Source organism: Arthrobacter ginsengisoli (assembly GCF_031456935.1).
Lineage (GTDB): Bacteria > Actinomycetota > Actinomycetes > Actinomycetales > Micrococcaceae > Arthrobacter > Arthrobacter ginsengisoli.
The window spans coordinates 40,032-66,941 of the sequence record NZ_JAVDVQ010000003.1; the positions used below are offsets into that span (position 1 = coordinate 40,032).

Consider the following 26,910-nt stretch of genomic DNA (forward strand, 5'->3'; position numbering starts at 1 on the left):
GGTTGCTGCGGATACAAAACGGCGGCACGGGTCGGAAGACTCGTGCCGCCGCTATGTGAGGCGAAGGGGGCTTGGCCCCCGGGCGGACTCAGTCCTGGGTCAGGAAGTCTGCCGTCTCCTGGAAGACCCGGGAGAACTCCGGGATCCAGGCGAAGTTCTGGACGAAGCCGTGGTTGGCCCCTGCATAGCGGCTGACCGTTGTGTTCACGCCGGCTTCCGTCAGGCGCTGGCCGTAGAGTTCGCCCTCGTCGCGCAGCGGGTCGTGCTCGGCCGTGATGACCAGCGCGGGCGGCAGCCCGGCGAGGTCCTCGCGCTTGATGGGCGAGACGAGGGGATCCGCCGGGTCCGCCCCGCTATTGAGGTAGAACGAGTTGAACGGCAGCAGGCCCGCCGTCTCCAGCCCATAGCCTTCAGCGTTCTCCCGCAGTGAGGTGTAGCGGTCGACGTCGAAGTCCAGGTCCAGGGACGGGTAGAACAGGATCTGGTGCGTGACCGCAAAGAACCCGTCATCGTGGGCCTTGGCGGCGACGGCGGCGACGAAGTTGCCGCCGGAGCTGTCGCCGGCGATGGCGAGGTTCTTCCCGTCCCATTTGAGGGATTCGCCGTTCTCCGCCGCCCAGCGGACCACGCCGTAGCAGTCCTCGAGGCCGGCCGGGAAGGCAGCCTCGGGGGCCAGGCGGTAGCCGACCGAGATGACCTTGTGGCCGGACTCCTTGGCCAGTGACCGGGCCACGTGGTCGTGGCTGTCCAGGCTGCCCAGGAAGAACGCGCCGCCGTGGAAGTACACCAGCACGCCGTACGTGTCCGCCTCGACCGGGGTGTAGATCCGCACCGGAACATCGCCGGCTGGCGTCGCCGCTGTCAGGTCCTCGACCGCGTGCAGCGGCAGCCGGTCCCCGGGCGGGGCGACCTGGGCGGCCTCGCCGGCGCGCATGGCCGCCGGGTCCAGCGGCGATCCGTCGGGTGCCGGCAGCGTGCTGAGGATTTCGGCGATCTGCGGGTGAATAGACATCGTTAGCCTCTGCTTTACTGGTTGGCCGGGAATGCTGAGTCCACGGCGTCGGCATGCCAGCCCTGGCGCGACACACGCTGCAGCTCATCCGTCAGGGGCTTGCGGGCGGCCTCGTAGATCGACAGCGCGTCCTTCACGGAATCGCCCTGGACCAGTGCGTCGGCGAGTCCGCCGGCGTCCAGGATCGCCGAGTTCGCGCCCTGACCCTGGTGGTGGAGCATCGCGTGGGCGGCATCCCCGAGCAGCGCGACGGAGTCAGTGTGCCATGAGTCGATGGAATCGATGTCGAAGACCGAACGGCTCGTCACCTGGCTCAGGTCAAGTTCCTTGGCGACCTGGACGATCCGCTCATCGAAGCCGTCCAGGATCTTCACCAAGTACTCGGTCGAGATCTCCGGCGCCCACGAGCCGTCCTCGGACGGGGCCGTGATGTCGAACGAGAGCTGGCCACGGTGACGCAGCGGCAGGTTGTAGGCGATCGTGCCATTCTGGCCCATGTAGAAGCGCGGGTTGTCGTCCGTCACCAGTCCATGAGCGTCCTCGACCGAAATGACCGCGCGGTAGGCGTGCTCGCCGGAGAAGACCGGCTCCTTCTGCGAGAACAGCTGATTGCGCACCGTCGAGCGGATGCCGTCGGCGCCGATGACGAGGTCAGCGGAGACGGCCTCGCCGTTCTCGAAGGTCAGCGTCGCGTGGTCGCCGTTGTCCTCGATGGTCTCCAGCTTGTAGCCGAGATGCACCATGCCCTCAGGGAGCACGCTCAGCAGGGCGTCGATGAAGTCGCCGCGGTGGATCATGCGGTTGTGGTTGACCTGCGCGTAGGCGTGCAGGAAGGGCCACTCCTCGTTCGCGAGGACGTGTTTACCGTCCGCGCTGAGGATCTCGAGGTGGTCGCTGGGCGAGCTCACCGCGGCGATCGCATCGAAGATGCCCCACTGGCGGAACAGCTCGACCGACGGCGGGCGCAGCCCGATGCCGGCGCCGACCTGGGCGAGCGCGGACGCCTGCTCGTAAACGTGGACGTTCTCTGCCCCGATGCTCTGCACGGCCTTGGCCAGGGAGGCCCCGCCGTAGCCGCCGCCGATGATGGCAATCTTGAGGTTCTTGATCTCTGAAGTCTTCATTTGTTGGTTCGCTTTCTTGACCCAGGGCGGACCTGGAAAATTCTTCTGTGGGTGGTCGTGGATCAGGCTTGGAGTGACAGGAAGTCGGCCGGGTTGTCCTCGAGCAGGAGTTTGAGGGTGGCGTCGTCGATGCCAGCCGCGCGCATGTCCGGGATCATGTCCTCGAAGATGTAGTTGATGGTGTGGCCCTTCACGCCCGGCCAACCCAGCGGGCTGCAATTGGCGTCTGCCGAGACCAGGAGCTTGTCCGCATAGCCCTTGTTCACGAGGTTCACGAAGTGCTCCATGCGTTCGGCGCGCTTGCGGCCCCAAAACGGCGGATCCGGCAGCTCGAGGTCGTAGCCGAAGGTGTCGAATCCGATGCGGCCGCCCTGTTCGTAGATCCAGTCGTGCGGGGTGATGGGAGCGTTCAGGCCGTCGTCGGCGTGGCCGAAGAGCACGCGGTCCAGCGAGAGGCCCTCTTCGTTGAAGATGGTCACTGCCGGTTCGGGGTCGATGGCCAGGTGGGTCAGGATCGGTGCGCCGGTGACGACGGCGGCGCGGGCCGCGGCCCGGTAGATGCGCTTGTCGAGGTCGGTCATGCGGCCGCCGCGGCTGACGCCGACCTTGATGACGCCGGCCTTGGCGCCGGTGTTGCCGATGCCGACCGTGATCTCGTGGATGAACACCTTGGCGAGGTAGTCCACGCTCGCGCGGGAGAAGTGCGGCAATGCGGTGTCGCCGCCGACGAAGCCGGTGCAGGCCACAATGTGCACGCCCGTCTTCTGGGACAGGGATTTGTAGTAGTCCACGTCACGGCCGTTGCAGATGCCCGTGGCGTCCACGAAGGTCCCGCCGCCGTATTCGCGGAATTTCCGCAGCTTCGGCACGGTCTCCTCGTAGGCCTGTTCCGGCGACTTCCACCATTTGGTGTCCAGTTCGGACCCGGGCATGCCGTAGCCGATGTGTTCGTGGACCGCCACGATTTCCAGTTCTTCGGCCGGGATGGTTCCCAGCACGGTGTTGACCTTGGTCATTCGTTCACTCACCTCAGGGTTTCGAAAGCTTGATGTGGGCGGACGCGTGCTTAGCGCACGGTCAGCAGGTTGCGCGGGTTGTCCACGAGGATGCGTTGTGTGTCTTCTTCGCTCAGGCCTTGGGCCTTGAGGAAGGGCACGAACGTGCTCAGGACGTGGCTGTAGGGCAGGTTGTACTCCGGCAGGCCCTTGGCCACCCCGATTGAGTTGCCCGAAAGGATGACCTTGTCGGCATGGCCGGCCTTGACCAGCTCGAGCACTAGTTCGGCGCGCTCCTGGTCGGTGAGGTATTCCGCGTGGTCGTTCAGCCCCACGTGGTCGATGCCGACGAACGCCCCGCGGCCAGCCACGTCTATGACGGAGCCGGCGGCGTCCTTGCGGTCCAGGTCGCCGACGAGCACCCGGTCTGCCCCGATCTGCTCGTCCAGGACGATGTCCAGATCGTGGAGGGCATCGGCCCCGAAGCGGATGGAGACCGGCACGCCGGTGGTCTTGGCGGCGCGGGCGGAGCCGCGGAACAGGCTTTCCTCGGTGGGGGTCATGCCGGCGCGGTCTGCGATGGTGGCAACGATGCCGGCGGCGGCGCGGCGCTCGACCCGGGGGACCACCATCCCTTCGGAGATCTCCTTGCCGAAGAGATCGCCGAACTTTTCGGCCGGCCACGGGGTGGGCGGGTTGGTCTGCGGCGTAAGGAAGTATCCGCCGAGTTCCTCCTCCGGGCCCAGGCCTGTCGACGCGACGATGTGGACGCCGGTGGAGCGCGACAGTGCCTCGTAGAGCTTGAGGTCGCGGCCGTGGAACATGCCAGTGCTGTCGACGATCGTCTGCCCGCCGTGCTCGCGGAAGTCCCTGAGTTTCGCGGCCAGGGACTCGAAGATTTCCGCCCGGTCCATCGAGATGTCGGGGGCGTACTGGGCGCCCGGGAGGACTGACAACAAGGCCTCATGGACCGCGACAACTCCCAGTTCAGAAGCGGGGACGGGCCCCAAAACCGTGTTGACGGTTTGCCCGGCCTGGGCATGAAACGCGTCAACGGTATTGACGGGTGTGGTGTGACTCACTTGGCTTCTCCCTTGGAGATCGGGTACTGAATGCAGGGGTGCCGCAGAGTCTGACCGTGCCGTCGCTCCTTTGCGGTGTAGCCAGCATCACATGTTCCTTTACATCGTGTCAAGTAACTAGTCGGAGCGTAGAAGTATTCGCCATCGGAGCGTTCACAAAACCAACGGTTCGTAAATTCTCTTGACATCATGTAAACCTTGAGCCAACAATGTGGGGAACACCACATCTTTCTCCGGCCGATGCCAGCTCTTAGCCGGTACAGCAACAGGCCTGGCACACACCGGAGTATCGACCGGGAACAAAGGAGTTTCATCGATGAGTCAAATCACTTCGGTACCGAGCCGCGGCACGGTACGAGCCACATTCGTGGCCGCCTACAGCGCGGTCACCTTGGCCCAGATCACCAACGCCCTGCCAGGTGCCCTTAGCGGCACGTTTGCCGTGGAATTCCACACCTCGGGTGCTGGCCTGACCTGGATTGCGGGCATGTTCCTGATGGGCATCGTGGTGTTTGAGCTCAGCTGGGGCCTCCTCGGTGACATGTTCGGACGCAAGAAGCTGCTCTACGTCGGCGCTGCGGTCAGCGTTGTCGGCTCCGTGCTGGCCGCGCTGGCGCAGACCACCGAAATGATGATCTTCGCGCAGGCGGTCGGCGGCATCGGGGCGGGCATCCTGTTCCCCATCTCGCTGTCCATGATCGCGGCGATCACCCCGGACCACCGCGCAAGGGCGAAGGTCATCGCCACATGGGCAGGATTCCTGTCCCTCGGCGCGGTGATCTCCCCGGTGCTCGCCGGTTTCACGGCGCAGTTCTTCACCGTGCCGGGTGTTGCTCCGGGCGCACCGAATGCGTTCAGCGGCTGGCGGGCGGCCTACCTGGTTGCGGCCGCCCTTGCCGTGCTCGTTCTCATCGTCGCGCTCCGGGCGAAGGACTCGGCGGCGGCGGAGGGGCGCAAACTGGACCTGCCCGGCCAGATTACGCTCGCGCTCGGCCTTATCGCCGTCCTCTACGCCACGGTGACAGCGGTGGATGCCGGCTTCGGCAGCGCCCAGGTGATTGCAAGCTACGCCGCCGGCGGAATCCTCCTGGTCGCCTTCGTCGTCATCGAATCACGCACCGCGCAGCCACTGATCCACCTGTCGCTGTTCAAGAACAGCGCCTACTCGATCACCGGCATAGTGGCGGTCACCGGCATGTTCGCCTTCCTCGCGGTCTGCTTCAGCACGAGCGTCGTCGTCAGCGGGCTCGCCCTTGCCGAGACCTGGAAGGTTGGTGTGCTCTTCGTCTTCATCCAGGGTCCCGCATTCGCCTTCATCCCGGTTGTGGGATGGCTCATTCACCACGTGGCCCCGCGCTGGGTACTCACCGCGGGCTTCGCGCTCATGGCCGTCTCCGGTTTCTGGCTCTCGACATTCACCCTCGGCACTCCGGAGGCCTTCGGCGGCACACCGTGGACGGCCTTCATCCCGCCGCTTCTGGTGCTGGGTATCGGATTCGCCCTCACCGTCGGCTCCGTCACCGCTGTTGCCATCAACACCGTCCCGCCCCAGCAGATCGGCATGGCTTCGGCGACGACGAACCTCCTTCGCGACCTCGGGTTTGCCCTGGGCCCCGTGATTGGCTCGGCCATCGCGTTCGGCATCGGAGCCACGGCCTTCGCGGGTCCCCTTGCCGGGATCCTCGGCGGGGCGGGACTGCCCGCAGAGGCCGTCAGCGGGCTGGCGAACGTGCCGCCGCTGGGCTTCCTCGCCGGCTGGGACGGGGTCATCGCCCAGTTCTCCGGCCAGGCAGTGGCCGGCGGCGCACCCGCCCCTGCCGTCGACGGCATGGTCCAGGCCCTCAACGCCGCACAGCCGCAAATCCAGGGCGTGGCAGGGACCTCGCTGGGCCAGGGGTTCCAGGCTGTGTACCTCACCGCGGGCATTGCGGCGATCCTCTCCGCCATTCTTACCCTCTTCATCTCTGCACGGTCCTCGGCGCCCACGTCCGATGCCATCGCGGAGACCACCGAAGCAAACGTCGAAGCCGTCGTCTAAGACTGACGGCCTCCGATACCGACCCCACTCCCTACCATCCGCAAGGAGAACACCATGACTGCACCCCTCGAATCAGACATCGATATCTGGGATGACGAGATCCTTGTCGACCCCTACCCCACCTATGCCTCGCTCCGCGAACAGGCTGCAGTGGTCCACCTGCCCAAGAACGACCTGTACGTCCTGACGCGCTACGACGTCATCCGCGACGCTCTCGGGGATCCGGAAACCTTCTCGTCCACCAGCATCGGTTTCAACCCCATGGTGAACGAGGCGCTGCAGGGCACCTCCCTCGCCTCCGACCCGCCCGTTCACACGCAGCTCCGCGCCACGCTGTCGGAGAATCTCACCCCACGCGCCCTGCGCGGCCTGAAAGTCGTCATCGACGAAAAGGCTGACAGGCTCGTCGCCGAACTCGCCACCGGCGGCAGCTTCGAGGCCATCGACTCCCTGGCCCGTGCCTTCCCGATCGAAATCGTTGCCGACCTCATTGGCTTCCAGGGACACGTCAAGGACAACATGCTGCGTTGGGGCCAGGCCGCGATGCAGGTCCTCGGCCCCCTGAACCAGCGGACCCAGGAGAGCTTCCCCATCGCCGGCGAGCTTTACGGCTGGTGCTCCTCGGTCACCGCAGAAGACTTGGCGCCCGGTTCAATCGGCCGCGGAATTTTCGATGCCGAGACACGCGGCGACATCCCCCAGGGAACTGCCGGGCACATCATCCACCAGTACCTGGGAGCGGGTGTTGACACGACGATCGCCTCCATCGGGAACATCATCGCCCTGTTCGGCCATCACCCGGAGCAGTTCGACCTGATCCGGGAGAACCCGGAACTCGTCCCCGCAGCTTTCGCCGAGGTGCTGCGCTACTGGGCGCCGGTCCATATCTGGGGCCGCAAGGCTACCCGTGACGTGGAAATCGACGGGGTTACCATTCCTGCAGGTGCCCAGGTCGGCATCCTCTTTGGCGCCGGCAACCGGGACCCCCGGCACTACGAGAATCCCGACACTTTTGACGTCCGGCGCAACCCGGTGGACCACCTCTCCTTCGGCTACGGACCACACGGCTGCGCCGGCCAGGGCCTGGCAAAACTTGAAGCGCATGCGATCATCGAGGCACTTGCCCGCAGGGTGAAAACGCTAACGATCTCCGATGAGGTCCGCGAGCCCAGCAACATCACGCGGAGCCTCGAGTTCCTCCAGGTCGAAAAAGTGGTGCCCGCATGAAGATCGAGCTCGACCGTCCGCGCTGCGAAGGACACGGCCTGTGCGAGGAAGCCGCACCTGCGCTGATGCACCTGGATGACGACGGCGAACTGGTCATCGATGTCCCGGAGGTGGACGGGGCCGGGCTTGATGCCGCCAAGGCAGCGGTCAGGGTCTGCCCGGTCGCCGCACTGCGGTTGACCGCGGCGTGACACCGGCGCCCGCCCGGGTCTGAGGAAGAACACCACCGTTAGGATTGAGCCATGTCGTCGCTGCGAGAAGCCCGGAAGAAGCTCACCCGCGACGTGATCGGGGAGCGCGCGCTTGAGCTGTTCACGGAGAATGGTTACGCCGCGACCACTATCGACGAGATCGCGGCGGCGGCCGGCACCACCCGGGCGACCTTCTACGCCTACTATCCGTCACGCGGTGATTTGATGAGGGACTTCATGGCGCGCGTCAACGCCGTACTGGACCGTGCGGACGGCCCGGAGAGCGGCTCCACGGCGCCCGACCTCGTTGACGTGGTGCGCGCAGGCGAGCTGCCGGGCATCCTGGCCTGGCTGGAGTCGCGGGCCGCGCTGTGGCCGGTCTTCCGCCCCTACCTGGACGTGCTCGACGAGGCCGCCGCCGTCGACCGCGAGGTGCGCGCCATGGTCGAGAAATGGCATGAGGAGGTTGTCTCCGACCTGGTCCGCGGAATGCGGCTGGCCGGGCGCTTCTCGGAAGAAACCCACCATATCCGCGGAACCCTCGCCTTCACCTCACTCGACTACGTGGCCACACTCTGGACCCGCCGCAAGTTTGAACCAAACCGTGAACATGCGCTCGAGATCCTCGCCGACAATTGGTACCACCTGCTCTGCGACGAAGGCTGAGAGGGTTGACGGCTGCACCGGACAAAAAATGCCCCGGACACCTTGCGGTGTCCGGGGCATTTCGGTCCCCAGCCGACTTCACTGGTTGGTGCTGAAGCGGTACTTGAACTTCTCCGCTTGGTGCACTGCGGAACGCCACCCGGCGGGCCGGTCACCCGTGGTGTAGAAGACTGTTTCGATGACAAGCAGGGGGCTTCCCTGGCTCACGCCAAAGGTCGTCGCCTGATCGGCGGTTGCTGCGGCGGCCCATGCGTCATGCTCGGCCCGGACGTGCGCGATGCCGAACTTGCGCTCCAGAAGCCTGAAGGCGGAGCCCTCGTCGTCGAGCTCCGCAGCAGTGGGCCGGAAGTCGTCGGGCGCCCGGATGTAGACGTCGGCCTCGACGAGCGGTTCGTCCTCGACCGAGATCAGCCGGGTGAAATGCAGGAGACGCTCGTTCGGGTCGAGCCCCAGGAGGTCCCGGATCCGGGCGGGAGGCTCTACGCGCTCAAGGCCGGAGACCTTTCCGGTCGGATGGCGGCCGGTCTCGGAGAGATATTGGTACAGGGCCCCCGACCGCACATCCGCCGGGCGTTGTACCCGGGCGCCCGTGACCGGGAACGTCCCTTTGCCTTGCTTTCGGTAGACGTAGCCCTCGCTGGCAAGCTCTTGGAGCGCCTGGCGGATGGGCGCCCGGCTGACGTCGAATCGACTGAGCAGCAGCGCCTCGGTTAGTGGCTTCTCAGGTTCCACGATTCCCCCGGCGACCTCCCTACGCAGAATTTCTTTGATCTGCCGGTACAGGGGTATCCCGGACGAGGGATCAAGCTCGCCAGATGCCATAAGTCCTCTGTTCCTCCACGTCGTTGGTCCGGCCTCCACTATGCCATCGAAGGGCGCTGGAGGGGCTAGCCCTACCGGAGCCTATGCTTGTCGAATGGAAAGTGTTGGTGCCAATCAAGGACCGGCGAAGGCTGTGGACCACCGCGCCCTTGCCGTCGCGGTGATCGACATTTCCTCCGATGTCCGCCGGAAATCGCTCAATGACACCGGCGTCCGGCCGCTGTCAAACGGTGTCCTGGAGATCCTTCGGGTCGTCGAAAGCCACCCGGGCATCAATGTCGCGGATGTCGCCTCCCGTCTCGGCCGGCAGTTCAGCAATGTCAGCGTCCAGCTCCGTGAGCTGGTCGCCGCGGGCCTCGTGACCCGTGTCCGTGACGCCGCGGACAAGCGTTATGTCGCCCTTTATCCCACGGCGGAATCCCAGCGGATCAAGGCACTTCTTGAAGGCGTCTGGGCGTCAGCGCTGGGTTCGGCGAGTTCCCGGCTGCGGCCCGAAGAGCGCGAGCTAATCGCCGCCAGCCTGCCGGCCCTTCAGCGGCTCGCGTCGATCCTGGCCGAGCCGGAGTAACCGACATCACTCCCCATTCCCTTCACCTTGCGACAGCGAAACTAGTTATACTTTTATAAGTATTATTACTTTGAAGGGTGAAAATGGGCGTGGCGACACAGTTGGCAGATGCAGGCGTACAGCAAGGGACTAGACCCAAAAATCAATGGTGGGCGCTGGTGTTCCTGGCCCTCGCGCAATTCATGGTGGTGCTGGACGGCACGATCGTGAACCTGGCGCTGCCCCGTCTCCAGATCGAGATGAGCATCAGCGACTCGACACGCTCCTGGGTGGTCACGGCCTACGCCCTGGCCTTCGGCGCGTTCCTTCTGCTGGGGGGACGAATCGCTGACTTCTGGGGCCGCAAGCGGACCTTCATCGTGGCCGCCGTCGGCTTTGCCGTCGCGTCCCTGATCGGCGGCATCGCCCAGCAGCCATGGGAGCTGATCGGCGCCCGCGCCCTGCAGGGTGTGTTCGCTGCACTGCTGGCCCCCGCGGCCCTGGCCCTCCTGACCGTCGCCTTCCCGGGCGGAAAGGACCGCGGCACGGCGTTCGCGATCTTCGGCTCCATCACCGGTGTCGGTGCCGCCGTGGGCGTCCTGCTGGGCGGTTTCCTGACCGAACATGTCAGCTGGCGCTGGTGCTTCTTCGTGAACGTGCCGATCGCCGTCATCGCCCTCGCCGGCGTGTGGTCACTGGTCGGTGAAAGCAAGGCCCAGGGCTCCACCAAATATGACTGGCCCGGGGTCATTCTGGCAGCACTTGGGCTGGCGTCCCTGGTCTACGGCTTCACCAATGCCGAGCACGGCTGGGGTGCCCCCGAAGCATGGGGCTTCATCGCTGCCGGCGTCTTTCTGATGGCACTGTTCGTCGTCGTGGAGCGGAAGGTCAAGCACCCGCTCCTCCCGCTGCGCGTGGCCACCGAGCGAAACCGCGGTGCGGCCTTCCTGGCCTCATTCCTGGCCGGCGCGGTCCTCATTGGCGGCATCCTGTTCATCAACTTCTACATCCAGATCGTGCTGGGTTTCGCTCCGTTCCTCGCCGGGCTGGCTTCGCTGCCGATGACGGTGGCGTTGATCATCACGGCGGCACTCGTCGCGAAAAACCTGCCGAAACTGGGCGCCAAGATTCCGACGGCCGTGGGCCCGGTCTTCATGGCGGCCGCGATGCTGTGGCTCACCCAGGTCAGCGCCGAGGGCAGCTACCTCGTCAACATGCTGCCGGCGCTGCTTCTCCTTGGTGTCGGGCTGGGCACGGTTTTCGTTCCGATGCAGAACCTCGCGCTGTTCGGGGTGGACAAGGATGATTCCGGCGTGGCCAGCGCCTTGGTCAACGCCTCCCAGCAGATCGGCGGCTCACTTGGTATCGCCCTGTTCAGCACCATCGCCGCGGCCGCCACGGCCGGGGGTGTTTCGCTGGCCGCCCTCTCGACCGGCTACTCCGTGGTCTTCCTCTGGGCCGCGGGCGTTGCAATCCTGATCGCCCCGATTGCCCTGCTGCTCATCAACATCGACCGCAAGAAGTTCACCGGAACCGAAGGCGAGGCACCCGTGGTCCATCTGGGCTAGCCTCCCGGCCCGATCCGGGTGCAGCTGCGATTTCTCGGCGCGCCCCTGCCCAGTTGCTTCCGCCCGGACACACAAAAGCCCGGCGGGTCCCTTGGATCCGTCGGGCTTTGGGCTGCCGGCGGGCAGCGGCCGGGTGGGGCCCGGTCAGTAACTGGGCGGGAACGCGGCCGGTGCGTGCTTCCGGCGGAGGGGCTACGCTCGGAGGCATGACGCAGACCTGGGATCCGGGCCAGACGGGAGTTCTTGAGTTTCCCTCCGGCCGGCTCATCCGCGGCCGCGGGCTGCTCATGCCGTTCCCTGCCGGGCAGCGGCCTGAGTTTGGCCTGTACCTGCTGGGGCGACGCCCCGCGCCGATGCCGTGGGCTTCCCGCTGGGTCCGCTGGCGGGACTTTAACCTCCCGGCGGACGACGACGACACCCTGGACGCGCTCAGGGAAGCCTGGCGCCGTGCGGAAACCGAGCGGGTTGAAATTGCCTGCTGGGCCGGCCGTGGCCGGACCGGCACCGCCCTCGCCTGTATTGCGGTCCTGGACGGTGTCCAGCCTGCCGAGGCCGTGGCCTGGGTGCGCGCCCATTACCGCCGGGGCGCCGTTGAGACACCGTGGCAGCGGAAGTACGTCGCCCGTTTCCAGCGCCCAGGGACCTGATCAGTTGGGGGTCGGTCTGATCGGCCCCGGCATTAGGTCACACAATTGGGTCTTTTTGATTGCTCTGGAGCGGCCTACCGTGGACAGAAGGAGCCGCCCAGCCAGGGTGACGGGACCACGGAGGAAAATCCAATGACGACGCACGTAGCCGACTGCAGCGTAAGCAATTGCTCCTTCAACGACCATTCCAACTGCAACGCCGCCGCCATCACCGTTGGCGGCGCTGAAGATCATGCCTCCTGCGCCACCTTCATTGACATCGGTGTGCATGGAGGGCTGCCCAAAGTGCTGGCCGATGTAGGTGCCTGCCAGCGATCCGAATGTGCCCACAATGACCACTTGATGTGCAAGGCAACCGAGGTCCATGTGGGTCCAGGAGTGGATAACGCCGACTGCCTCACCTACGCCCACAGATAACAGCACACACCGGCCACCTGCCAAAAAACCACCGCCTCAAGGAATTAAGTCACACTAGTTTGACGTAAAGGCTTACCTAAGTAAGGGTTAGCTTACTCGAAGTTGTCTAACGTCAAACAAAGGATTCCTCTGTGGCGCCCGTAACCCCCTTGGATGTTCACGCCGTGCCTCCCGGCACCCAGACCGGGCCCGGGTCCCCGGCCCGGCTCGTGCAGGATGCCGCCGCCCACGTCTTCAATGCGCGCAACGCCGCCGGATACTCCGCCCAGGTGCTCCTAGGCGTAACAGCGGTCGCCGCCAAAGTCTCCCGTTGCACGCGCCCGTTCACCGGCGCCACCCCCGGCGAGCTCAAGAGCCGGGTCGACGCCGTGGACCTCGGCACCCCGCTGGGGGATACGGCAGCCGCCCTGGAGGAACTGGAGGACGTCTACCTCCGCGACGCCGTCTATTTCCACGACGCCAAGTACGCGGCGCACTTGAACTGCCCTGTGGTGATCCCGGCCCTCGTTGCCGAGGCTGTCCTGTCCGCAGTGAATTCCTCCCTGGACACCTGGGACCAGAGCGCGGGGGCCACCATGATCGAGCGGAGGCTCATCTCGTGGGCGGCCGGGCAGCTCGGGCTGGGCGATTCCGCGGACGGTGTCTTCACCTCGGGCGGGAGCCAGTCCAATTTTCAGGCTCTGCTGCTGGCCCGGAACCAAACCGTGGAATGGCTGAAGCTGGACCCGGAACATGACGGGCTCCGGCTGCCGTCCCTCCTCGAGAAGCTGCGCATCTTCACCTCCGCGGACAGCCACTTCAGCATCCGCAAGTCCGCGTCGATGCTCGGGCTGGGGTACGACGCCGTCGTATCCGTCCCCTGCGGAAAAGACCACCGGATGGAGCCGGCGGCGCTGGCAAGGGAACTGGCGAGGGTCCGGAACGAGGGACTCGTGCCCATGGCGGTGGTGGCTACTGCCGGGACCACTGACTTCGGGGCGATTGATCCCCTCGACGAGCTGGCTGCAGCGGCCCGCGAGCACGGCGCCTGGTTCCACGTCGACGCAGCATACGGCGGCGGTCTGATGGTGTCCGGCCGGCACCGGCACCTGCTCGAGGGCGTCCACCGGGCGGATTCGGTCACCGTCGACTTCCACAAGACCTTCTTCCAGCCGGTCAGCTCGAGCGCCCTGCTGGTCCGGGACGCGGCCACGTTCCGGCATGTGACCTACCACGCCGACTACCTGAATCCGGCGGCCGCCGTCGACCGGCCGAACCAGGTGGACAAGAGCATCCAGACCACCCGGCGCTTTGACGCCCTAAAGCTCTGGCTGACGCTGCGCATCATGGGCGCCGAGGCGATTGGGGTGCTTTTTGACGAGGCCATTGACCTGGCGTCGAGCGTGGCGGAGGTCCTGGCCGCCGATCCCGACTTTGAGCTCGCCGCCCCGCCGCAGCTGAGCACACTGGTGTTCCGCTACCGTCCGCTCCAGCCGGACGGCCGCAGCCTGTCCGAAGACGCCGCGGACAGACTCAACCGGGACATCCGCTCCGCAGTCTTCGCCTCCGGCGAGGCTGTGGTGGCCGGGACCACTGTGGCCGGCAGGCACTACCTGAAGTTCACCCTGCTGAACGCCGAGGCGGGCGTGGAGGACATCCACGGCATCATCGAGCTGCTCCGGACCACCGGGGCTTCGCTGCTGGCAGACGCGGCGGTTTCCGCATGAACGCCGGGAACCCGAGCCCGGCGCCGCATGTCCACTCCTTCGCCGCCGTCGGCGTCGGGCCCTTCAACCTGGGCCTCGCCGCGCTGAGCGAGCCCATCGACGGGCTGGACGGGGTGTTCCTTGAGCGCCGGGAATCCTTCGACTGGCACCCCGGGATGATGCTGGAGCCCGCCCACCTGCAGGTCCCGTTCATGGCCGACCTGGTCACCCTGGCGGACCCGACGTCTCCCTATTCGTTCCTGAACTTCCTGAAGCAGACCGGACGGCTGTACCGGTTCTACATCCGGGAAAACTTCTACCCGTTGCGCGCGGAGTACAACCAGTACTGCCAGTGGGTGGCGGGCCAGCTGGATTCGGTCCGGTTCGGCACGGACGTCCGGGAGATCAACTACGACGGCGGCGTGTACCGGCTCGCCGTGGACGGTCCGGACGGCCCCGGGGTGCTGCACGCGCGGCGGCTGGTGCTGGGCACCGGCACCTCGCCCCATGTTCCGGCGGCCTGCAACGGGATTGTAGACGACGGCGGACTGGTCCTCCACAACGCCGAGTACCTGCTGCGGAAAGACGAACTGCAGCGGCGACGGAGCGTCACAATCATCGGCAGCGGCCAGAGCGCCGCCGAAATCTACTACGAACTGCTGCAGGAGATCGACGTCCACGGCTACCGACTGAACTGGGTCACCCGCTCCGGTCGGTTCTTCCCGCTCGAATACACCAAGCTGACGCTGGAGATGACGTCGCCGGAATACGTGGACTACTTCCACGCCCTTCCCCAGGAACAGCGCGAGAGCCTGGTCAAGAGCCAGAAGAACCTCTACAAAGGCATCAACGCCGAGCTGATCGACGCGATCTACGACCTGCTTTACACCAAGAGCCTCGCCGGCATGGTGGACACCCAGCTGATGACCCACTCGGCGCTCACCGGCGCGGCCTGGGACCCGGCGTCAGCGTCGCACACCCTGCAGCTGCGGCACGAGGAAACGGGCGCCGACTTTGCGCTGGAGACCGAAGCCGTGGTGCTTGCCACCGGCTACAGCTACCGCGAGCCAGAGTTCCTGGCCGGCGTGCAGCACCGGATCGAACGGGACAGCAGCGGCAGGTTCGCCGTGGACCGCAATTACAGCACCGGCGTCGAACCCGGCGAGATCTTCGTCCAGAACGCCGAACTGCACACCCACGGCTTCGTTACCCCGGACCTGGGCATGGCCGCGTACCGAAACTCCTGCATCCTGCGCGAAATCACCGGCCAGGAGGACTACCCGGTGGAGCGGAGCATCGCGTTCCAGCAGTTCGGCCCGCCGCCGGGCCCTTCGCGGCAGCGTCCCATGCACGGCGGCGTCCGCCAAGCGGCGGGGGTGCCGGCATGAGCTTCAGCTTCCGCAGCCTGGACCCGGTGGCCGACGCGCCGCTCCTCCACTCGTGGGTGACGCAGCCGTACGCCACTTTCTGGGACATGCTGGGCAGCACCGTTGAGGACGTCGTGGAGGAGTACTCGAGGATCCAGTCCAGCGGCCACCACCACGCGCTACTGGGCCTCGACGACGGCGTTCCCGCCTTCCTGGCGGAGGCGTACCTTCCGGAATCATCGCCGCTGGCCGGCGTGTATGCCGTCCGGCCCGGTGACCTCGGGATGCACCTGCTGGTCGCCCCGCCGGCCGGTCCGCCCCGGCCCGGCTACACCACGACGGTGATGGACGCCGTCCTGGAGCGGCTGTTCGCCGATCCGGGCGTGACACGCATCGTTGTGGAACCCGACGCCCGCAACACGAAAATCCACCTCCTCAACGCCCGGCTGGGTTTCCTGCCTGCCGGCGAGGTGGCCCTGCCCGCGAAACGGGCCCTGCTCAGTTTCTGCACCCGGGAAGCCTTCCACGCCGCCCGCATTGCCCTTCATTTGCCGCCGACCCGCCAGGGAGCACCTCTATGACCATCGCCGACCTTGAATCCGTCCTGACCGCCGGAAACGCGACCGCACACCTGACCCCGGAACGCTGGGCCGCCGCCAACCGGCACCTGATCCGCAAGGCACTCGCCGAGTTCTCGCACGAACGGATCCTGGCGCCCGAACTCGTGACGGATGCCCGGGAACCCGCCCAGTACCGCGTCACCAGCGACGACGGTTCCGTGGAGTACTGGTTTTCGGCCCGGAAACTGGAGCTCGACCACTGGTCCATCGAGAACATGTCCATCCGCCGCCTCAAAACGGGGGCATATCCCGACATGCCCACGCCCGGGGCTGAGGAATGGGCATGTCCGGCGGGGCAGGGCACCGAGCTTGATGCCCTGCGCTTCATCACCGAGTTCCGGGACACGCTCGGAATCCGCGCGGAGATGCTCCCGGTCTACCTTGAGGAAATCAGCAGCACACTCTCCAGCCACGCGTACAAACAGTGGCGGGGTCAGCCCTCTGCCGCGGAACTCGCGGCGGGTGTGACCGGCGGGGCAGACACCGCCATTGATTTCCAAACCATCGAACTCAGCATGACGGAAGGCCATCCCTGCTTCGTGGCCAACAACGGCCGGCTGGGCTTCGGGATCGCGGACTACCGTGCCTTCGCCCCGGAGGCCGGCGCTCCCGTGCAGCTGGAATGGGTCGCGGTGCACCGGAGCAAGGCCGTCTTCACGTCCGCCGAGGGCATCGGGTACCGCGACCACCTCGACGCAGAGCTGGGGACCTCCGCCGTCGCGTCCTTCGACGCCGAGCTCAGTGCCCTGAGCCTGGACCCGGCGGACTACTTCCTGATGCCGGTCCACCCGTGGCAATGGGACAACAAGCTCTCGGTGACGTTTGCCGCCGAACTGGCGCAGCAGCATATTGTGCACCTCGGGATCGGGGCGGACAGCTACCAGGCGCAGCAGTCAATCCGGACGTTTTTCAACACGGTCTCGCCGGAGAAGTGCTACGTCAAAACGGCCATGTCCGTGCTGAACATGGGCTTCATGCGGGGACTGTCGCCGCAGTACATGAGGGCCACCCCCGCCATCAACGACTGGCTCCACAACCTGATTCTCAGCGACGCCACCCTGCAGGGCCGCGGACTGAAACTGATCCGCGAGGTCGCCGCCATCGGCTACCACAACGGCTACTACGAGGCCGCTGCGGCCAAAGAGTCGCCGTACCGGAAGATGCTGTCCGCGCTGTGGCGGGAAAGCCCGCTGCCGCTGCTGGCTGACGGGCAACAACTGGCCACCATGGCGTCCCTGCTGCACGTCGACGCCGCGGGAAAACCGATGGTGTCCGCGCTGATCGAGCGGTCCGGGCTGGATCCTGCGGACTGGCTGCGCCGGTACTTCGAGGCCTACCTTGTCCCGCTCGTCCACTGCCTCTATGCCTACGAGCTGGCCTTTATGCCGCACGGTGAAAACGTCATCCTGATCCTGGAAAACGGCGTCCCGGTCAGTGCCATCATGAAGGACATCGCCGAGGAGATCGTCGTCATGGGTGACCGCCTGGAGCTGCCCGAAGAGGTGGCCCGGATCGAGGCTGAGATCCCCGACGAGGAGAAGGTCCTGGCCATCTTCACCGACGTCTTTGACTGCATCTTCCGGTTCCTCAGCGCAGTACTGGAGGAAGACGGCACGCTCAGCGGCGAGGAATTCTGGCGGACCGCCGCGTCCGTCCTCCGGAGCTACCAGGGCGAGCACCCCGAGCTTGCGGAGCAGTTTGCCCGTCATGAGCTGTTCGCCCAGGACTTCCCGCTGTCCTGCCTTAACCGGCTGCAGCTGCGCAACAACCAGCAGATGCTGGACCTGACCGACCCGTCCGGCGGACTGCAGATGTCCGGCCGGCTGCAGAACCCGCTGGCACGGTTCGCCTGACCAGGACGCGCGACGATGCGCCCTTCGGTACGCTCGACTCCAAGATCGCTGTCGCCAACCCAGGAGAACATCTTTATGGCTGCCGAAAGTCCGACCATCCTTGCGACCTCCGGGGGCTACAAGCCGGGGACGCGGACGCGCCTGGAATTCAACAAGCTGGTCCATCACGCGGTGGACTTGTCCGGTGTGATCGGGCGGGCACCCAGGGTCGCCCACGTTGGAACCGCCAGCGGCGATCAGCGGTGGTTCAACAACGAGATCAGCGAGGCGGCGAACCTCGCCCGCTTTCAGCTCACGCATCTGAACCTGTTCACCATGCCCAATGTCGCCAACGCCGAGGAATACCTGCTTGGCCAGGATGTTGTCTGGGTCAACGGCGGTTCCGTCGTCAACCTCCTCGCCGTCTGGCGCGCCCATGGGCTGGACTCTATCTTCCGGCGAGTCTGGGAAGCAGGGGTGGTGCTTGCCGGCGTCTCGGCCGGCTCGATCTGCTGGTTCAACGGCGGGACCACCGATTCGTTCGGGCCCGAACTCCGCGCTGTGGGCAATGGACTGGGACTGCTTCCCTACGACAACGGGGTCCATTACGACTCCGAAGCCGCCCGCCGCCCGCTCGTTCACCGCCTTGTCGCCGACGGGACCTTGGGCGAGACCCACTGCACCGACGACGGCGTGGGCCTGCTCTACCGCGGGACCGAACTGGTCGAAGCGGTCACGGAAACGCCAGGCAAAGCCGCGTACCGGGTGCGGCTGGTCCAGTCCGGGGACTCATCCGCGGAAGTGCTCGAGGAACGACTGGAGCCCGCGGGGCTTTAGGACGGGCGCCCTACCCCTGCGTCAGGCGGTAGCGCTCGATCTGCTTGAGCCGCCGCAGGAGGCTGTCGCGCCGCGGGTGCGGGACGGTGTCGGCTGGTTCGGCGGTGAGGTCGATGTGTGTGGTGCCGTACTGCCAGAGCAGCAGGTCATCGAGGAGCCGGTCCGGGCCGGGGGAGTAGCGGTGGTCCAGGGCGCGGCGGACCTCGGTAATCCGGTTGGCGCTGAGCAGCCCGGCCAGCTGCATGGTCTGGTTGAGGCCGTGGGCGGCCATCAGCTCCGCGGCCCAGCCCCAGTCGTCGTCGACCTTGCGGTCAACGTGCGGCAGGAGGGTGCGCCAGACGTCGCGGATCCGGTTCGGGGTCAGCTGCGCGGCGCCTTCGCCGTCCATGTCCCAGAAGCTGCGGACCTCCTCATAGCGTTCGTGCAGGTCAGCGAACGCCCCCTCCACGGTTTCCAGCATGGCGGCGGTGGCGGTGAACTGGCGGTCGAAGTGCGGGGTCCAGGCGCGCGGGTCCTCGGCCTTGAAGCGGATGTCGTGCTCGATCTCGCTCCAGGCGTGCGCAAAAACAGTACGGATCTGGCATTCGAAGAAGTAGCTGCCGTTCGGCGGGATCTCAGGGTTGAACGTCTGCTGGTACTCCTTAACGGCCTCGTTCTGGATGGTCCGCAGGATCAGGTGGCGGCTGGAATAGCCGTAGGTGCCCGACTCGATCGAGCCGATGTCCTTCTCGCGGTCTCCACGGCAGTCGAAGAGCTGGCGCTGGCGCTTGATCAGGTTGGCCACCATCGCGTTTTCCGCCGGCAGCTTCGTGATCACCCGGATGCCCACCATGTCGTTCAGGGTGCGGAACGGATCCGGGAACTTCAGCACCGGCGGCCCGCCCGGTTCCAGCGGCTCCTCCGTCCGGGAGATCTTCTCCCGGAAGGATTCGACCGTTTTGGTGCGGCCCGTGACAAACAGCGGCGTCACTTCCGTTCCCTTGAGCATGGTCCGCAGCGTCAGCAGGACCTCGCGGGTGACCAGCTTCAAGGCAGGACGCACCCGCTCGTAGAGTTCCACGTTTTCCTGCACGGATTCGCGCAGGTTCGGGTCCAGTCGCTCCCAGTTGCTCGCCATACGTCCAGCTTACGGCCGGGGTACGACGGCGGCTGGGCTGACACCCCCGCGGTGGCCTTGCACCCCGCCGCGCAGCGCTCAAGGTAGGCTCGGCAGAAGGCTGATGTGCGGCGTCGCGCTGTGATCACGGCCGCAGCGGCGGTGACTCTTGGGGCAGTCTCCGCCGCCTGTTCACCGGGCCCCGAGGAGGACACAGTGGAGCGGCATAGGTACAGCTACGGCGATGACCCCAGCCAGTGGGGGGAGCTTTTCCTGCCGGAGACAGCCGCAACCCAGGGTGTGGTCGTGGTGATCCACGGCGGCTACTGGCGCTCGCAGTACGGCGCGGAACTCGGCGAACCACTGGCGAAGGACCTCGCCGCGCACGGTATGGCCGCCTGGAACCTGGAGTACCGACGTGCCGGCAACGGCGGCGGCTGGCCCCAGACTTTCTCGGATGTGCTGGCCGGCATCGACAAGCTCGGCGACATTTCCGGCGACCACGGGATCGGTCTGGAGCGGGTGGTGGCGCTGGGCCACTCGGCCGGCGGGCACCTTGCGGTCTGGGCTGCGGGACGAAGCCGCCTCGCCGAGCTCGGCGCCCCGGACGCGGACCGCCAGCTGCTCCGGAGGAACGACGACGGCGCGGTGCACCTCACCGGCGTCGTCAGCCAGTCCGGGTTGCTCAACCTCGCGGAAGCCGAACGGCTGAACCTGAGCAACGGAGCTGTCAGCAACCTGCTCGGCGGATCCTCCGAGAAATACCCGAAACGGCATAAATATGCGGACCCGATGAGCGCTGTACCGCTGAGAATCCCTGTCTATGCCGTCCACGGCACGGACGATGACACAGTCCCCGTTAGCCAGTCCGACTCCTACGCCGCGGCGGCCAAGTCTGCCGGCGCCCCCGTCCAACTCCTCAAAGTTCCGGGCGACCATTTCGCCTTGATCGATCCCAAGACCGCCGCGTACCGGAAGTGCCGCGAACTCGTGCAAACCCTGCTTGGCTGAACCCCTCAGGGGCAGCCGCCGCCCGATGGTAGCGTGACCCCTATGCAAGTCGAAGTTCCCGCGGTTATGCGCGCCCTGGCAGCGGGCTTCGCCAGGTTCTTCCGGACGTTCGCGCCGCGGCACCCCGCCCAGGTGATCGTCCTGGGCTTCGCCGGTGCAGTCGCCGCGGGCACCGGGCTGCTGTTGCTTCCGGTGGCCACGTCCAGCGGGGGAGGGGCCAGCCTGCTGGAGGCGCTGTTCACCGCCACGTCCGCCGTCTGCGTAACGGGGCTGATTACCGTGGACACACCGGTTTTCTGGAGCGGTTTTGGCCAGGTGGTCATCCTGGTCCTGATCCAGATCGGCGGCTTCGGCGTGATGTCCTTTGGCACGCTGCTCGGGGTCCTGACCGCGCGCCGGCTAGGCCTGAGGTCCAGGATCTCCGCCGCCGCGGAGACCAAGAGCGGTTTCGGTGACGTCCGCCGCGTGCTGATTGGAGTTCTGCTCATCAGCCTCGTGGTCGAAGCTGCGCTGGCGCTGATTCTCGCGATCCGGTTCATGGCCGGGTACGGCTATCCGCCGGGCGAGGCGGTCTGGCACGGGGTGTTTCACTCCATCTCATCCTTTAACAACGCAGGCTTTGCGCTGTATTCGGACAATCTGATCGGGTTCGTCGGCGACCCCTGGATCTGTCTGCCGATCGCCGCCGCCGTGATCATCGGCGGCCTCGGCTTCCCGGTCCTCTTCGAACTGGGCAGGCAGTACCGGCGTCCGATCCATTGGAGCATGAACACGAAACTCGTGATCGTCGGCTCTGCGATCCTCCTCGCCGGCGGGGCCGTGTTCCTCACCGTCGTCGAATGGACCAACCCGGCAACCCTCGGCGGACTACATCCTGCCGAGCGCGTGCTGGCCGGCTTTTTCCAGTCCGTCATTACCCGTACGGCGGGGTTCAACAGCATCGACATTGCCCAGATGAACCCGGTGTCCTGGCTGGGCATGGACATCCTGATGTTCATCGGTGGCGGCCCGGCCGGTACAGCCGGCGGCCTGAAGATCACCACGTTCGCGGTGCTGTTCTTCATCCTCAGCACCGAGCTTCAGGGTGGAACCGCCGTCAACATCTTCGGCAAGCGACTGTCCCGCGCCGTGCACCGCCAGGCCATTACCGTGGTGCTCCTGGCGATTGCCCTGGTCACCGGCTCGACGATGTTCCTGATGCTGATCACCGACTTCGGGCAGGAGCGGATCCTCTTCGAGGTCATTTCCGCCTTCGCCACGGTCGGCCTGTCCACGGGCATCACCGCCGCGATCCCTCCCCAGGGTCAGCTCGTGCTGATCCTGCTGATGTTCGTCGGGAGGCTCGGTCCGGTGACGCTCGGCGCGGCCCTGGCCCTGCGCGAACGACCCATGCTCTACGAGTACCCCAAGGAAAGGCCACTCATTGGCTAGGAATATCTTCTCGGCCCACTCCGCGTCCGCCAGCGCAAAGGCGTCCTCCGTGGTGGTCATCGGGCTGGGCCGCTTTGGCGGCTCGCTGGCCCTGGAGTTGGAGGCTCAGGGCACCGAGGTGCTCGGCATCGACGCCAACGAGGAAATCGTCCAGTCCTTCAACGGGCTCCTGACCCATGTGGTCCGGGCCGACTCGACCAGGGAAGAGGTGCTGCGCCAGCTCTCGGTCCATGAATTCGACCGCGCAGTGGTCGGGATCGGCTCGGATATCGAAGCCAGCATCCTCACAACGTCCCGGCTCCTGAAATTCCAGCACCCCCAGATCTGGGCGAAGGCCATCAGTGAGCCGCACGCCGAGATCCTTGGCCAGCTCGGCGTCGAGCACGTCATCCGGCCGGAACACGACATGGGCAAGCGAGTGGCGCATCTTGTCCTCGGTTCGATTCTTGATTACGTGGAGTTCGAGGACGACTTCGTCATGATCCGGACCAGCCCACCGGCCGTCGCCCGCGACCGGCCCCTGGGCGTGCTCGGCCTAAGGGACAAGTACGGCATCACCATCGTCGCCGTCAAGCGACCCGGCGGCGTCTGGGGCCACACCACGGTTCAGACGGTGCTTTACGACGACGACCAGATCATCGTCCAAGGCAGCAAAACCAAGGCCGAACGGTTCAGCACGATGTCCTGACCCACTAGACTGGCGTGCAGGTGCGCCGGGAAGTCTGGTCGGCATAGTTCAGTCGAGCCAACTTTTAGGACGTCCCGCATGAGCCCCACGCCTACTCCCGCCAGGCCCCGTCCGACCATCTTCGGCCGCGGCAGTTACGCCGAATCCCTCCGGATCGGCGAAATCCTCCGCAAGGAGACCGTCGGCGGCGCCCTCCTTGTTGCCGCTGCGGTGATCGCCCTAATCTGGGCCAACTCACCGGCATCCGAAAGCTACTTCGCCCTGAGGGACTTCAAAATCGGCTACGAACCGTGGCACCTGGAATTGAGTCTGGGCGCCTGGGCGGCCGACGGGCTGCTGGCGATTTTCTTTTTCCTCGTGGGACTCGAACTCAAGCGTGAGTTCGTCGCCGGCGACCTGCGGCAGCTGGACAAATCGATCGTTCCGGTCGCTGCGGCCGTCGGTGGCGTCGTCATCCCTGCCATGATCTACACCCTCGTCAACCTCGCGAGCCCGGAGACCCTGCGCGGCTGGGCCATCCCCACCGCCACCGACATCGCCTTCGCCGTCGCCGTCCTGGCCATCATCGGCTCGCACCTTCCCAGCGCCCTGCGGATCTTCCTGCTGACCCTGGCCGTGGTGGACGACCTGATCGCCATCACCATCATCGCCGTCTTCTACACCAGCGACCTCCAGCCGCTACCGCTGCTGCTGGCGATCATTCCGCTGGCCCTTTACACCTACCTGGCGCATAAATACCGGCGCTTTTTCAAGATCAACGCCGCAGCCGCGTGGCTAATTCTCCTGCCGCTGGGGGCGGTCACCTGGGCCCTGGTCCATGCCTCGGGCATCCACGCGACGGTGGCAGGCGTACTGCTCGGGGTCGCGATCCCCGTCCTGCGCTCCCAGGCCAGCGGCGGCCCGGCGGCCGGACCTGGCCTCGCGGAGATTTTCGAGCACCGGTTCCGCCCGATCTCGGCCGGCGTCGCCGTGCCGATCTTCGCGTTCTTCTCCGCGGGTGTGGCTGTCGGCGGAGCAGCGGGACTCGGATCCGCGCTGACCGGCCCGGTGGCGGTCGGCATCATCATGGCGCTGGTCCTCGGCAAGCCGATCGGCATCATGGGCACCACCTGGCTGCTCACGAAAGTCACGAAGGCCCGGCTGGACAGCAGTTTCAAGTGGATCGACGTCTTTGGAGTCTCCCTGCTGGCAGGAATCGGCTTCACCGTCTCGCTCCTGGTGGCCGAGCTGAGCTTCGGCCACGGCAGCCTCCACGACGATCACGCCAAGGTGGGCATCCTCGCCGCCTCCGCGCTGGCAGCCCTGCTCGCAACGCTTGTGCTGACGGGCCGGAACCGGCAGTACCGGCAGGCCGAAGAAGAGGAGAAAGTCGACTCGGACCATGACGGAATCCCGGACGTGTACCAACAGGACGGCACCGCCGGGTAGGTCCGAATGCTACGCGGGCTCCGGCCGCGAAAGCAGGCTTGCGCTCATACCCTGGGGGGTTTGATGATTGAAGGGACGCAGGCGGCACCCTTCCGGAAGGTTGTGGCCGGCCGGGCAGGCCAGGAGGAAACCATGGACGTCATCGTTTTCGAGACCACGCAACTCGGGGACCGCAGCTACCTCGTCCATGACGCCTCCGTGGCGCTCGTCGTTGACCCGCAGCGGGACACGGACCGCGTCGAGGCGGCCGCCCGCGAGGCCGGGGTGACGATCACGCACGTCGCCGAGACCCACATCCACAACGACTACCTCAGCGGCGGGCTCGAACTGGCGAGGGCGCACGGCGCCAGCTACCTAGTGAACGCCGCGGATCAGGTGAAGTTCGCGCGGCAGCCGATCACGGACGGGCAGACCGTCCGGGTCGGCGCGCTGACGGTCAAGGCAGTCGCCACGCCGGGCCACACCCACACCCATCTGTCGTTCATCGTGGACGACGGCGGGCAGCAGGCGGTCTTCTCCGGCGGAAGCCTGCTCTATGGCTCGGTCGGCCGCACGGACCTCGTCGGCGCCGGAGACACGCTGGGCCTCACACATGAGCAGTACGCCTCCGTGCGCCGCCTCGTCCGGGAGGCCGCGCCGGGCGCCGGGTTGTTCCCGACCCACGGTTTCGGATCCTTCTGCTCCTCCGGTCCGGCCAGCCGCGCCGGATCGTCCACCATTGGTGACGAGCTCACCAGCAACCACGCCCTGATGGACCCGGACGAGGACCACTTCGTCCAGGAACTCATCGCCAACCTCACGGCCTATCCTTCCTACTACGCCCACATGGGCGTCACCAACGCCGCCGGCCCCGGTCCCGCGGACCTGGCCGTACCGGAATCGCTCGATCCCGGGGAACTGACGCGGCGCCTTAAGGAAGGGGAATGGGTGGTGGACCTGCGCCGCCGCGTGGCCTTTGCCAGCAACCACCTGCTGGGCAGTGTGAGCTTCGAATACGGCACGAGTTTCAGCACCTACCTGGGCTGGATCCTGCCCTGGGGCGAACAGCTGACGCTCGTGGGGTCCCGCGACGACGTGGACAACGCGATCCGCGACCTATCCCGGATCGGCATCGAAGCCCCGGCCGCCGCCCTTGGGACGGACCCGCACGCCCTGGCGCCCCGCGCCGCGCTCGCCTCCTATCCCCGCGTGGGCTGGGACGGGATGCTCGCGGGCCGCGGTCCGGGGGACACCGTCGTCGACGTGCGTCGGGCCGACGAGTACGCCGTCGCGCGGGTGGCCGGGGCGGTCAACGTCCCGCTGCATGAACTGCTGCGGCGGCTGGATTCCATCGCCGAAGGGAAGCTGTGGGTGCACTGCACATCCGGCTACCGGGCCGGCATCGCTGCGAGCCTGCTGCAGCGCGCCGGCAGGGATGTGGTCCACGTCGACGCCAAATTCGCCGACGCCGGACCCGCCGGAATTCCGGTGGACAGCGCCCGGCTCGGCACAGCCGCCCCGGCCTGAACCAGGCACCACGTCCCGAATCACACGGGCGCCGGACCGTGTTCTCTGGCAGAGTATGAGCATGCTCACAGTTATTGGCGAGGGCCTGGTTGATGTGGTCCAGAGTTCCTCCGGTATCCAGGCCCACGTCGGCGGCAGTCCCCTCAACGTTGCCGTCGGACTGGCCCGGCTGGACCATCCGGTGCAGTTCATCGGCCGCTACGGCCGCGACGCCTACGGCGAATCGGTGGCGGCCCACCTGAAGTCCAGTTCGGTGCTGCTCCCGGTGGGCCCGGACGGGCTCCCCACGTCCGTGGCCACGGCGCTGGTCGACGACGACGGCGCCGCGAGCTACACGTTCGAGCTCGCCTGGGAGCTGCCCGGGCTCGCGGCCCGGCTGCCGTTCATGCTGCAGGCAACGACGCTGCTGCACACCGGATCGATCGCCACCATGCTGGCTCCCGGGGCCGCCGAGGTGCTCAACGCCGTCGAACACGCCCATCCCATGGCGACCATCAGCTTCGACCCCAACTGCAGGCCCAGCATCATCACCGACGTGGACTACGCCCGCCGGCAGGCGGAAAAGTTCGTCACCCTGGCCGACGTGGTCAAGGCCTCGGACGAGGACCTGGCGTGGTTGTACCCCGGAGTGGATCCACTGGATTCGGCCCGGCGCTGGCTTTCGCTCGCCGGCTCGGAAGGCCCGGCCATGGTGGTGGTCACCCGCGGCGCCCACGGCCCCTGGGGCGTGAACGCCGCCGGGGAGGCGCATTTCCCCGCACCATCCGTGAAAGTGGCGGACACCGTCGGAGCCGGGGACTCCTTTATGGCGGCGCTGCTGTCCGCCGTCGTGGACCTGGGCCTGGCCGGTGCGCAGAACCGCAAGGATCTGCGCGAACTGTCCCCCGAAAGCCTCCGTGAACTCCTCGCCCATGCCGCCTGGGCCGCCGCGGTCACCGTGTCCCGGCCCGGCGCGAACCCGCCCACCCGCGTGGAACTGAACCGGATGGAACTGGACTCACAGGCCCCGCACACCGGCGAAACCGCGGGCAGCGGCCCCGAAAGTGCAGAACTCCCCAGCAACTGAAAGGCAG

The 26,910-nt window shown here is 66.4% G+C and carries 25 protein-coding genes; 19 read left to right on the forward strand and 6 right to left on the reverse strand.

Annotated elements, in window-relative coordinates:
* Nucleotides 1–88: 88 nt before the first annotated feature.
* From J2X01_RS04415 to J2X01_RS04430, 4 genes are all read right to left on the reverse strand, one after another.
* Nucleotides 89–1,012, reverse strand: a complete 924-nt coding sequence (locus J2X01_RS04415; RefSeq protein ID WP_310051046.1) for an alpha/beta hydrolase — start codon at nt 1,010–1,012, stop codon at nt 89–91.
* A 14-nt stretch (nt 1,013–1,026) separates the two neighbouring features.
* Nucleotides 1,027–2,136 (reverse strand): FAD-dependent oxidoreductase, encoded by a 1,110-nt coding sequence (locus J2X01_RS04420; protein WP_310051048.1) that lies wholly within the window; start codon nt 2,134–2,136, stop codon nt 1,027–1,029.
* Nucleotides 2,137–2,198: 62 nt separating this feature from the next.
* Nucleotides 2,199–3,152 (reverse strand): phosphotriesterase family protein, encoded by a 954-nt coding sequence (locus J2X01_RS04425; protein WP_310051050.1) that lies wholly within the window; start codon nt 3,150–3,152, stop codon nt 2,199–2,201.
* A gap of 50 nt (nt 3,153–3,202) precedes the next feature.
* Entirely contained in the window at nt 3,203–4,213 is a 1,011-nt protein-coding gene (locus J2X01_RS04430; RefSeq protein WP_310051052.1) for a phosphotriesterase family protein, read from the reverse strand.
* 316 nt (nt 4,214–4,529) lie between these two features.
* On the opposite strand from J2X01_RS04430, the gene J2X01_RS04435 reads away from it, so the two are divergent.
* The 4 genes from J2X01_RS04435 to J2X01_RS04450 are packed head-to-tail and all read left to right on the forward strand — an operon-like array spanning nt 4,530 to nt 8,335.
* Nucleotides 4,530–6,251 (forward strand): MFS transporter, encoded by a 1,722-nt coding sequence (locus J2X01_RS04435; RefSeq protein WP_310051054.1) that lies wholly within the window; start codon nt 4,530–4,532, stop codon nt 6,249–6,251.
* Between the two features lie 54 nt (nt 6,252–6,305).
* Nucleotides 6,306–7,478 (forward strand): cytochrome P450, encoded by a 1,173-nt coding sequence (locus J2X01_RS04440; protein WP_310051057.1) that lies wholly within the window; start codon nt 6,306–6,308, stop codon nt 7,476–7,478.
* Nucleotides 7,475–7,669: a ferredoxin gene (locus tag J2X01_RS04445; protein WP_310051060.1), complete on the forward strand. Its 195-nt coding sequence runs from the start codon at nt 7,475–7,477 to the stop codon at nt 7,667–7,669. The genes J2X01_RS04440 and J2X01_RS04445 overlap by 4 nt, the downstream gene beginning before the upstream one ends.
* Nucleotides 7,670–7,720: 51 nt before the next feature.
* Nucleotides 7,721–8,335, forward strand: coding sequence for a TetR/AcrR family transcriptional regulator (locus J2X01_RS04450; RefSeq protein WP_310051064.1), 615 nt, complete (start codon nt 7,721–7,723; stop codon nt 8,333–8,335).
* A gap of 78 nt (nt 8,336–8,413) precedes the next feature.
* On the opposite strand, the gene J2X01_RS04455 is transcribed toward J2X01_RS04450, so the two are convergent.
* Nucleotides 8,414–9,157: a GntR family transcriptional regulator gene (locus J2X01_RS04455; protein WP_310051066.1), complete on the reverse strand. Its 744-nt coding sequence runs from the start codon at nt 9,155–9,157 to the stop codon at nt 8,414–8,416.
* Nucleotides 9,158–9,251: 94 nt separating this feature from the next.
* Between J2X01_RS04455 and J2X01_RS04460 the strand changes: the two genes are divergently transcribed.
* The 9 genes from J2X01_RS04460 to J2X01_RS04500 all read left to right on the forward strand — a co-directional run bounded on the left by J2X01_RS04460 (nt 9,252) and on the right by J2X01_RS04500 (nt 18,677).
* Nucleotides 9,252–9,725 (forward strand): MarR family winged helix-turn-helix transcriptional regulator, encoded by a 474-nt coding sequence (locus J2X01_RS04460; protein WP_310051070.1) that lies wholly within the window; start codon nt 9,252–9,254, stop codon nt 9,723–9,725.
* A gap of 158 nt (nt 9,726–9,883) precedes the next feature.
* Nucleotides 9,884–11,272 (forward strand): MFS transporter, encoded by a 1,389-nt coding sequence (locus J2X01_RS04465; protein ID WP_310051073.1) that lies wholly within the window; start codon nt 9,884–9,886, stop codon nt 11,270–11,272.
* A gap of 206 nt (nt 11,273–11,478) precedes the next feature.
* Entirely contained in the window at nt 11,479–11,919 is a 441-nt protein-coding gene (locus J2X01_RS04470; protein ID WP_310051075.1) for a protein-tyrosine phosphatase family protein, read from the forward strand.
* Between the two features lie 132 nt (nt 11,920–12,051).
* On the forward strand, nt 12,052–12,336 hold the full coding sequence (locus J2X01_RS04475) for a DUF1540 domain-containing protein (protein WP_310051078.1): 285 nt from the start codon (nt 12,052–12,054) through the stop codon (nt 12,334–12,336).
* A 131-nt stretch (nt 12,337–12,467) separates the two neighbouring features.
* Complete coding sequence (locus J2X01_RS04480; RefSeq protein ID WP_374724933.1) at nt 12,468–14,042, forward strand: pyridoxal phosphate-dependent decarboxylase family protein; 1,575 nt, start codon at nt 12,468–12,470, stop codon at nt 14,040–14,042.
* Nucleotides 14,039–15,409: a lysine N(6)-hydroxylase/L-ornithine N(5)-oxygenase family protein gene (locus J2X01_RS04485; RefSeq protein WP_310051081.1), complete on the forward strand. Its 1,371-nt coding sequence runs from the start codon at nt 14,039–14,041 to the stop codon at nt 15,407–15,409. Before J2X01_RS04480 ends, J2X01_RS04485 begins: the two co-directional genes overlap by 4 nt.
* Nucleotides 15,406–15,969: a GNAT family N-acetyltransferase gene (locus J2X01_RS04490; protein WP_310051084.1), complete on the forward strand. Its 564-nt coding sequence runs from the start codon at nt 15,406–15,408 to the stop codon at nt 15,967–15,969. Before J2X01_RS04485 ends, J2X01_RS04490 begins: the two co-directional genes overlap by 4 nt.
* On the forward strand, nt 15,966–17,861 hold the full coding sequence (locus J2X01_RS04495; protein WP_310051086.1) for an IucA/IucC family protein: 1,896 nt from the start codon (nt 15,966–15,968) through the stop codon (nt 17,859–17,861). The genes J2X01_RS04490 and J2X01_RS04495 overlap by 4 nt, the downstream gene beginning before the upstream one ends.
* A gap of 75 nt (nt 17,862–17,936) precedes the next feature.
* Nucleotides 17,937–18,677 carry a Type 1 glutamine amidotransferase-like domain-containing protein gene (locus tag J2X01_RS04500; protein ID WP_310051089.1) on the forward strand — a complete coding sequence of 247 codons (741 nt, stop codon included), beginning with the start codon at nt 17,937–17,939 and terminating at the stop codon, nt 18,675–18,677.
* Between the two features lie 10 nt (nt 18,678–18,687).
* Here the strand turns inward: J2X01_RS04500 and J2X01_RS04505 are convergent, their stop codons facing one another.
* Nucleotides 18,688–19,794: a GTP pyrophosphokinase gene (locus J2X01_RS04505; RefSeq protein WP_310051092.1), complete on the reverse strand. Its 1,107-nt coding sequence runs from the start codon at nt 19,792–19,794 to the stop codon at nt 18,688–18,690.
* 195 nt (nt 19,795–19,989) lie between these two features.
* Between J2X01_RS04505 and J2X01_RS04510 the strand changes: the two genes are divergently transcribed.
* The 6 genes from J2X01_RS04510 to J2X01_RS04535 all read left to right on the forward strand — a co-directional run bounded on the left by J2X01_RS04510 (nt 19,990) and on the right by J2X01_RS04535 (nt 26,903).
* The gene (locus J2X01_RS04510) at nt 19,990–20,784 is read left to right on the forward strand and encodes an alpha/beta hydrolase (protein ID WP_310051094.1); all 795 of its coding nucleotides are present in this window, start codon (nt 19,990–19,992) and stop codon (nt 20,782–20,784) included.
* Between the two features lie 66 nt (nt 20,785–20,850).
* The gene (locus J2X01_RS04515) at nt 20,851–22,215 is read left to right on the forward strand and encodes a TrkH family potassium uptake protein (RefSeq protein WP_310051655.1); all 1,365 of its coding nucleotides are present in this window, start codon (nt 20,851–20,853) and stop codon (nt 22,213–22,215) included.
* Complete coding sequence (locus J2X01_RS04520; protein ID WP_310051097.1) at nt 22,208–22,903, forward strand: potassium channel family protein; 696 nt, start codon at nt 22,208–22,210, stop codon at nt 22,901–22,903. Before J2X01_RS04515 ends, J2X01_RS04520 begins: the two co-directional genes overlap by 8 nt.
* 78 nt (nt 22,904–22,981) lie before the next feature.
* The gene (gene nhaA, locus J2X01_RS04525) at nt 22,982–24,331 is read left to right on the forward strand and encodes a Na+/H+ antiporter NhaA (RefSeq protein WP_310051100.1); all 1,350 of its coding nucleotides are present in this window, start codon (nt 22,982–22,984) and stop codon (nt 24,329–24,331) included.
* Nucleotides 24,332–24,463: 132 nt separating this feature from the next.
* Nucleotides 24,464–25,837: an MBL fold metallo-hydrolase gene (locus J2X01_RS04530; RefSeq protein WP_310051103.1), complete on the forward strand. Its 1,374-nt coding sequence runs from the start codon at nt 24,464–24,466 to the stop codon at nt 25,835–25,837.
* Between the two features lie 61 nt (nt 25,838–25,898).
* Nucleotides 25,899–26,903, forward strand: coding sequence for a carbohydrate kinase family protein (locus tag J2X01_RS04535; RefSeq protein WP_310051107.1), 1,005 nt, complete (start codon nt 25,899–25,901; stop codon nt 26,901–26,903).
* The last annotated feature ends 7 nt before the right edge of the window (nt 26,904–26,910 follow it).

Coding starts and splice junctions, on each gene's coding strand:
- J2X01_RS04470 (WP_310051075.1), top strand. CDS start 11,479: ATGACGCAGACCTGGGATCCGGGCCAGACGGGAGTTCTTGAGTTTCCC.
- J2X01_RS04515 (WP_310051655.1), top strand. CDS start 20,851: ATGCGCGCCCTGGCAGCGGGCTTCGCCAGGTTCTTCCGGACGTTCGCG.
- J2X01_RS04450 (WP_310051064.1), top strand. CDS start 7,721: ATGTCGTCGCTGCGAGAAGCCCGGAAGAAGCTCACCCGCGACGTGATC.
- J2X01_RS04420 (WP_310051048.1), bottom strand. CDS start 2,136: ATGAAGACTTCAGAGATCAAGAACCTCAAGATTGCCATCATCGGCGGC.
- nhaA (WP_310051100.1), top strand. CDS start 22,982: ATGAGCCCCACGCCTACTCCCGCCAGGCCCCGTCCGACCATCTTCGGC.
- J2X01_RS04485 (WP_310051081.1), top strand. CDS start 14,039: ATGAACGCCGGGAACCCGAGCCCGGCGCCGCATGTCCACTCCTTCGCC.
- J2X01_RS04475 (WP_310051078.1), top strand. CDS start 12,052: ATGACGACGCACGTAGCCGACTGCAGCGTAAGCAATTGCTCCTTCAAC.
- J2X01_RS04535 (WP_310051107.1), top strand. CDS start 25,899: ATGCTCACAGTTATTGGCGAGGGCCTGGTTGATGTGGTCCAGAGTTCC.
- J2X01_RS04495 (WP_310051086.1), top strand. CDS start 15,966: ATGACCATCGCCGACCTTGAATCCGTCCTGACCGCCGGAAACGCGACC.
- J2X01_RS04455 (WP_310051066.1), bottom strand. CDS start 9,157: ATGGCATCTGGCGAGCTTGATCCCTCGTCCGGGATACCCCTGTACCGG.
- J2X01_RS04425 (WP_310051050.1), bottom strand. CDS start 3,152: ATGACCAAGGTCAACACCGTGCTGGGAACCATCCCGGCCGAAGAACTG.
- J2X01_RS04460 (WP_310051070.1), top strand. CDS start 9,252: ATGGAAAGTGTTGGTGCCAATCAAGGACCGGCGAAGGCTGTGGACCAC.
- J2X01_RS04440 (WP_310051057.1), top strand. CDS start 6,306: ATGACTGCACCCCTCGAATCAGACATCGATATCTGGGATGACGAGATC.
- J2X01_RS04445 (WP_310051060.1), top strand. CDS start 7,475: ATGAAGATCGAGCTCGACCGTCCGCGCTGCGAAGGACACGGCCTGTGC.
- J2X01_RS04530 (WP_310051103.1), top strand. CDS start 24,464: ATGGACGTCATCGTTTTCGAGACCACGCAACTCGGGGACCGCAGCTAC.
- J2X01_RS04500 (WP_310051089.1), top strand. CDS start 17,937: ATGGCTGCCGAAAGTCCGACCATCCTTGCGACCTCCGGGGGCTACAAG.
- J2X01_RS04505 (WP_310051092.1), bottom strand. CDS start 19,794: ATGGCGAGCAACTGGGAGCGACTGGACCCGAACCTGCGCGAATCCGTG.
- J2X01_RS04435 (WP_310051054.1), top strand. CDS start 4,530: ATGAGTCAAATCACTTCGGTACCGAGCCGCGGCACGGTACGAGCCACA.
- J2X01_RS04415 (WP_310051046.1), bottom strand. CDS start 1,012: ATGTCTATTCACCCGCAGATCGCCGAAATCCTCAGCACGCTGCCGGCA.
- J2X01_RS04490 (WP_310051084.1), top strand. CDS start 15,406: ATGAGCTTCAGCTTCCGCAGCCTGGACCCGGTGGCCGACGCGCCGCTC.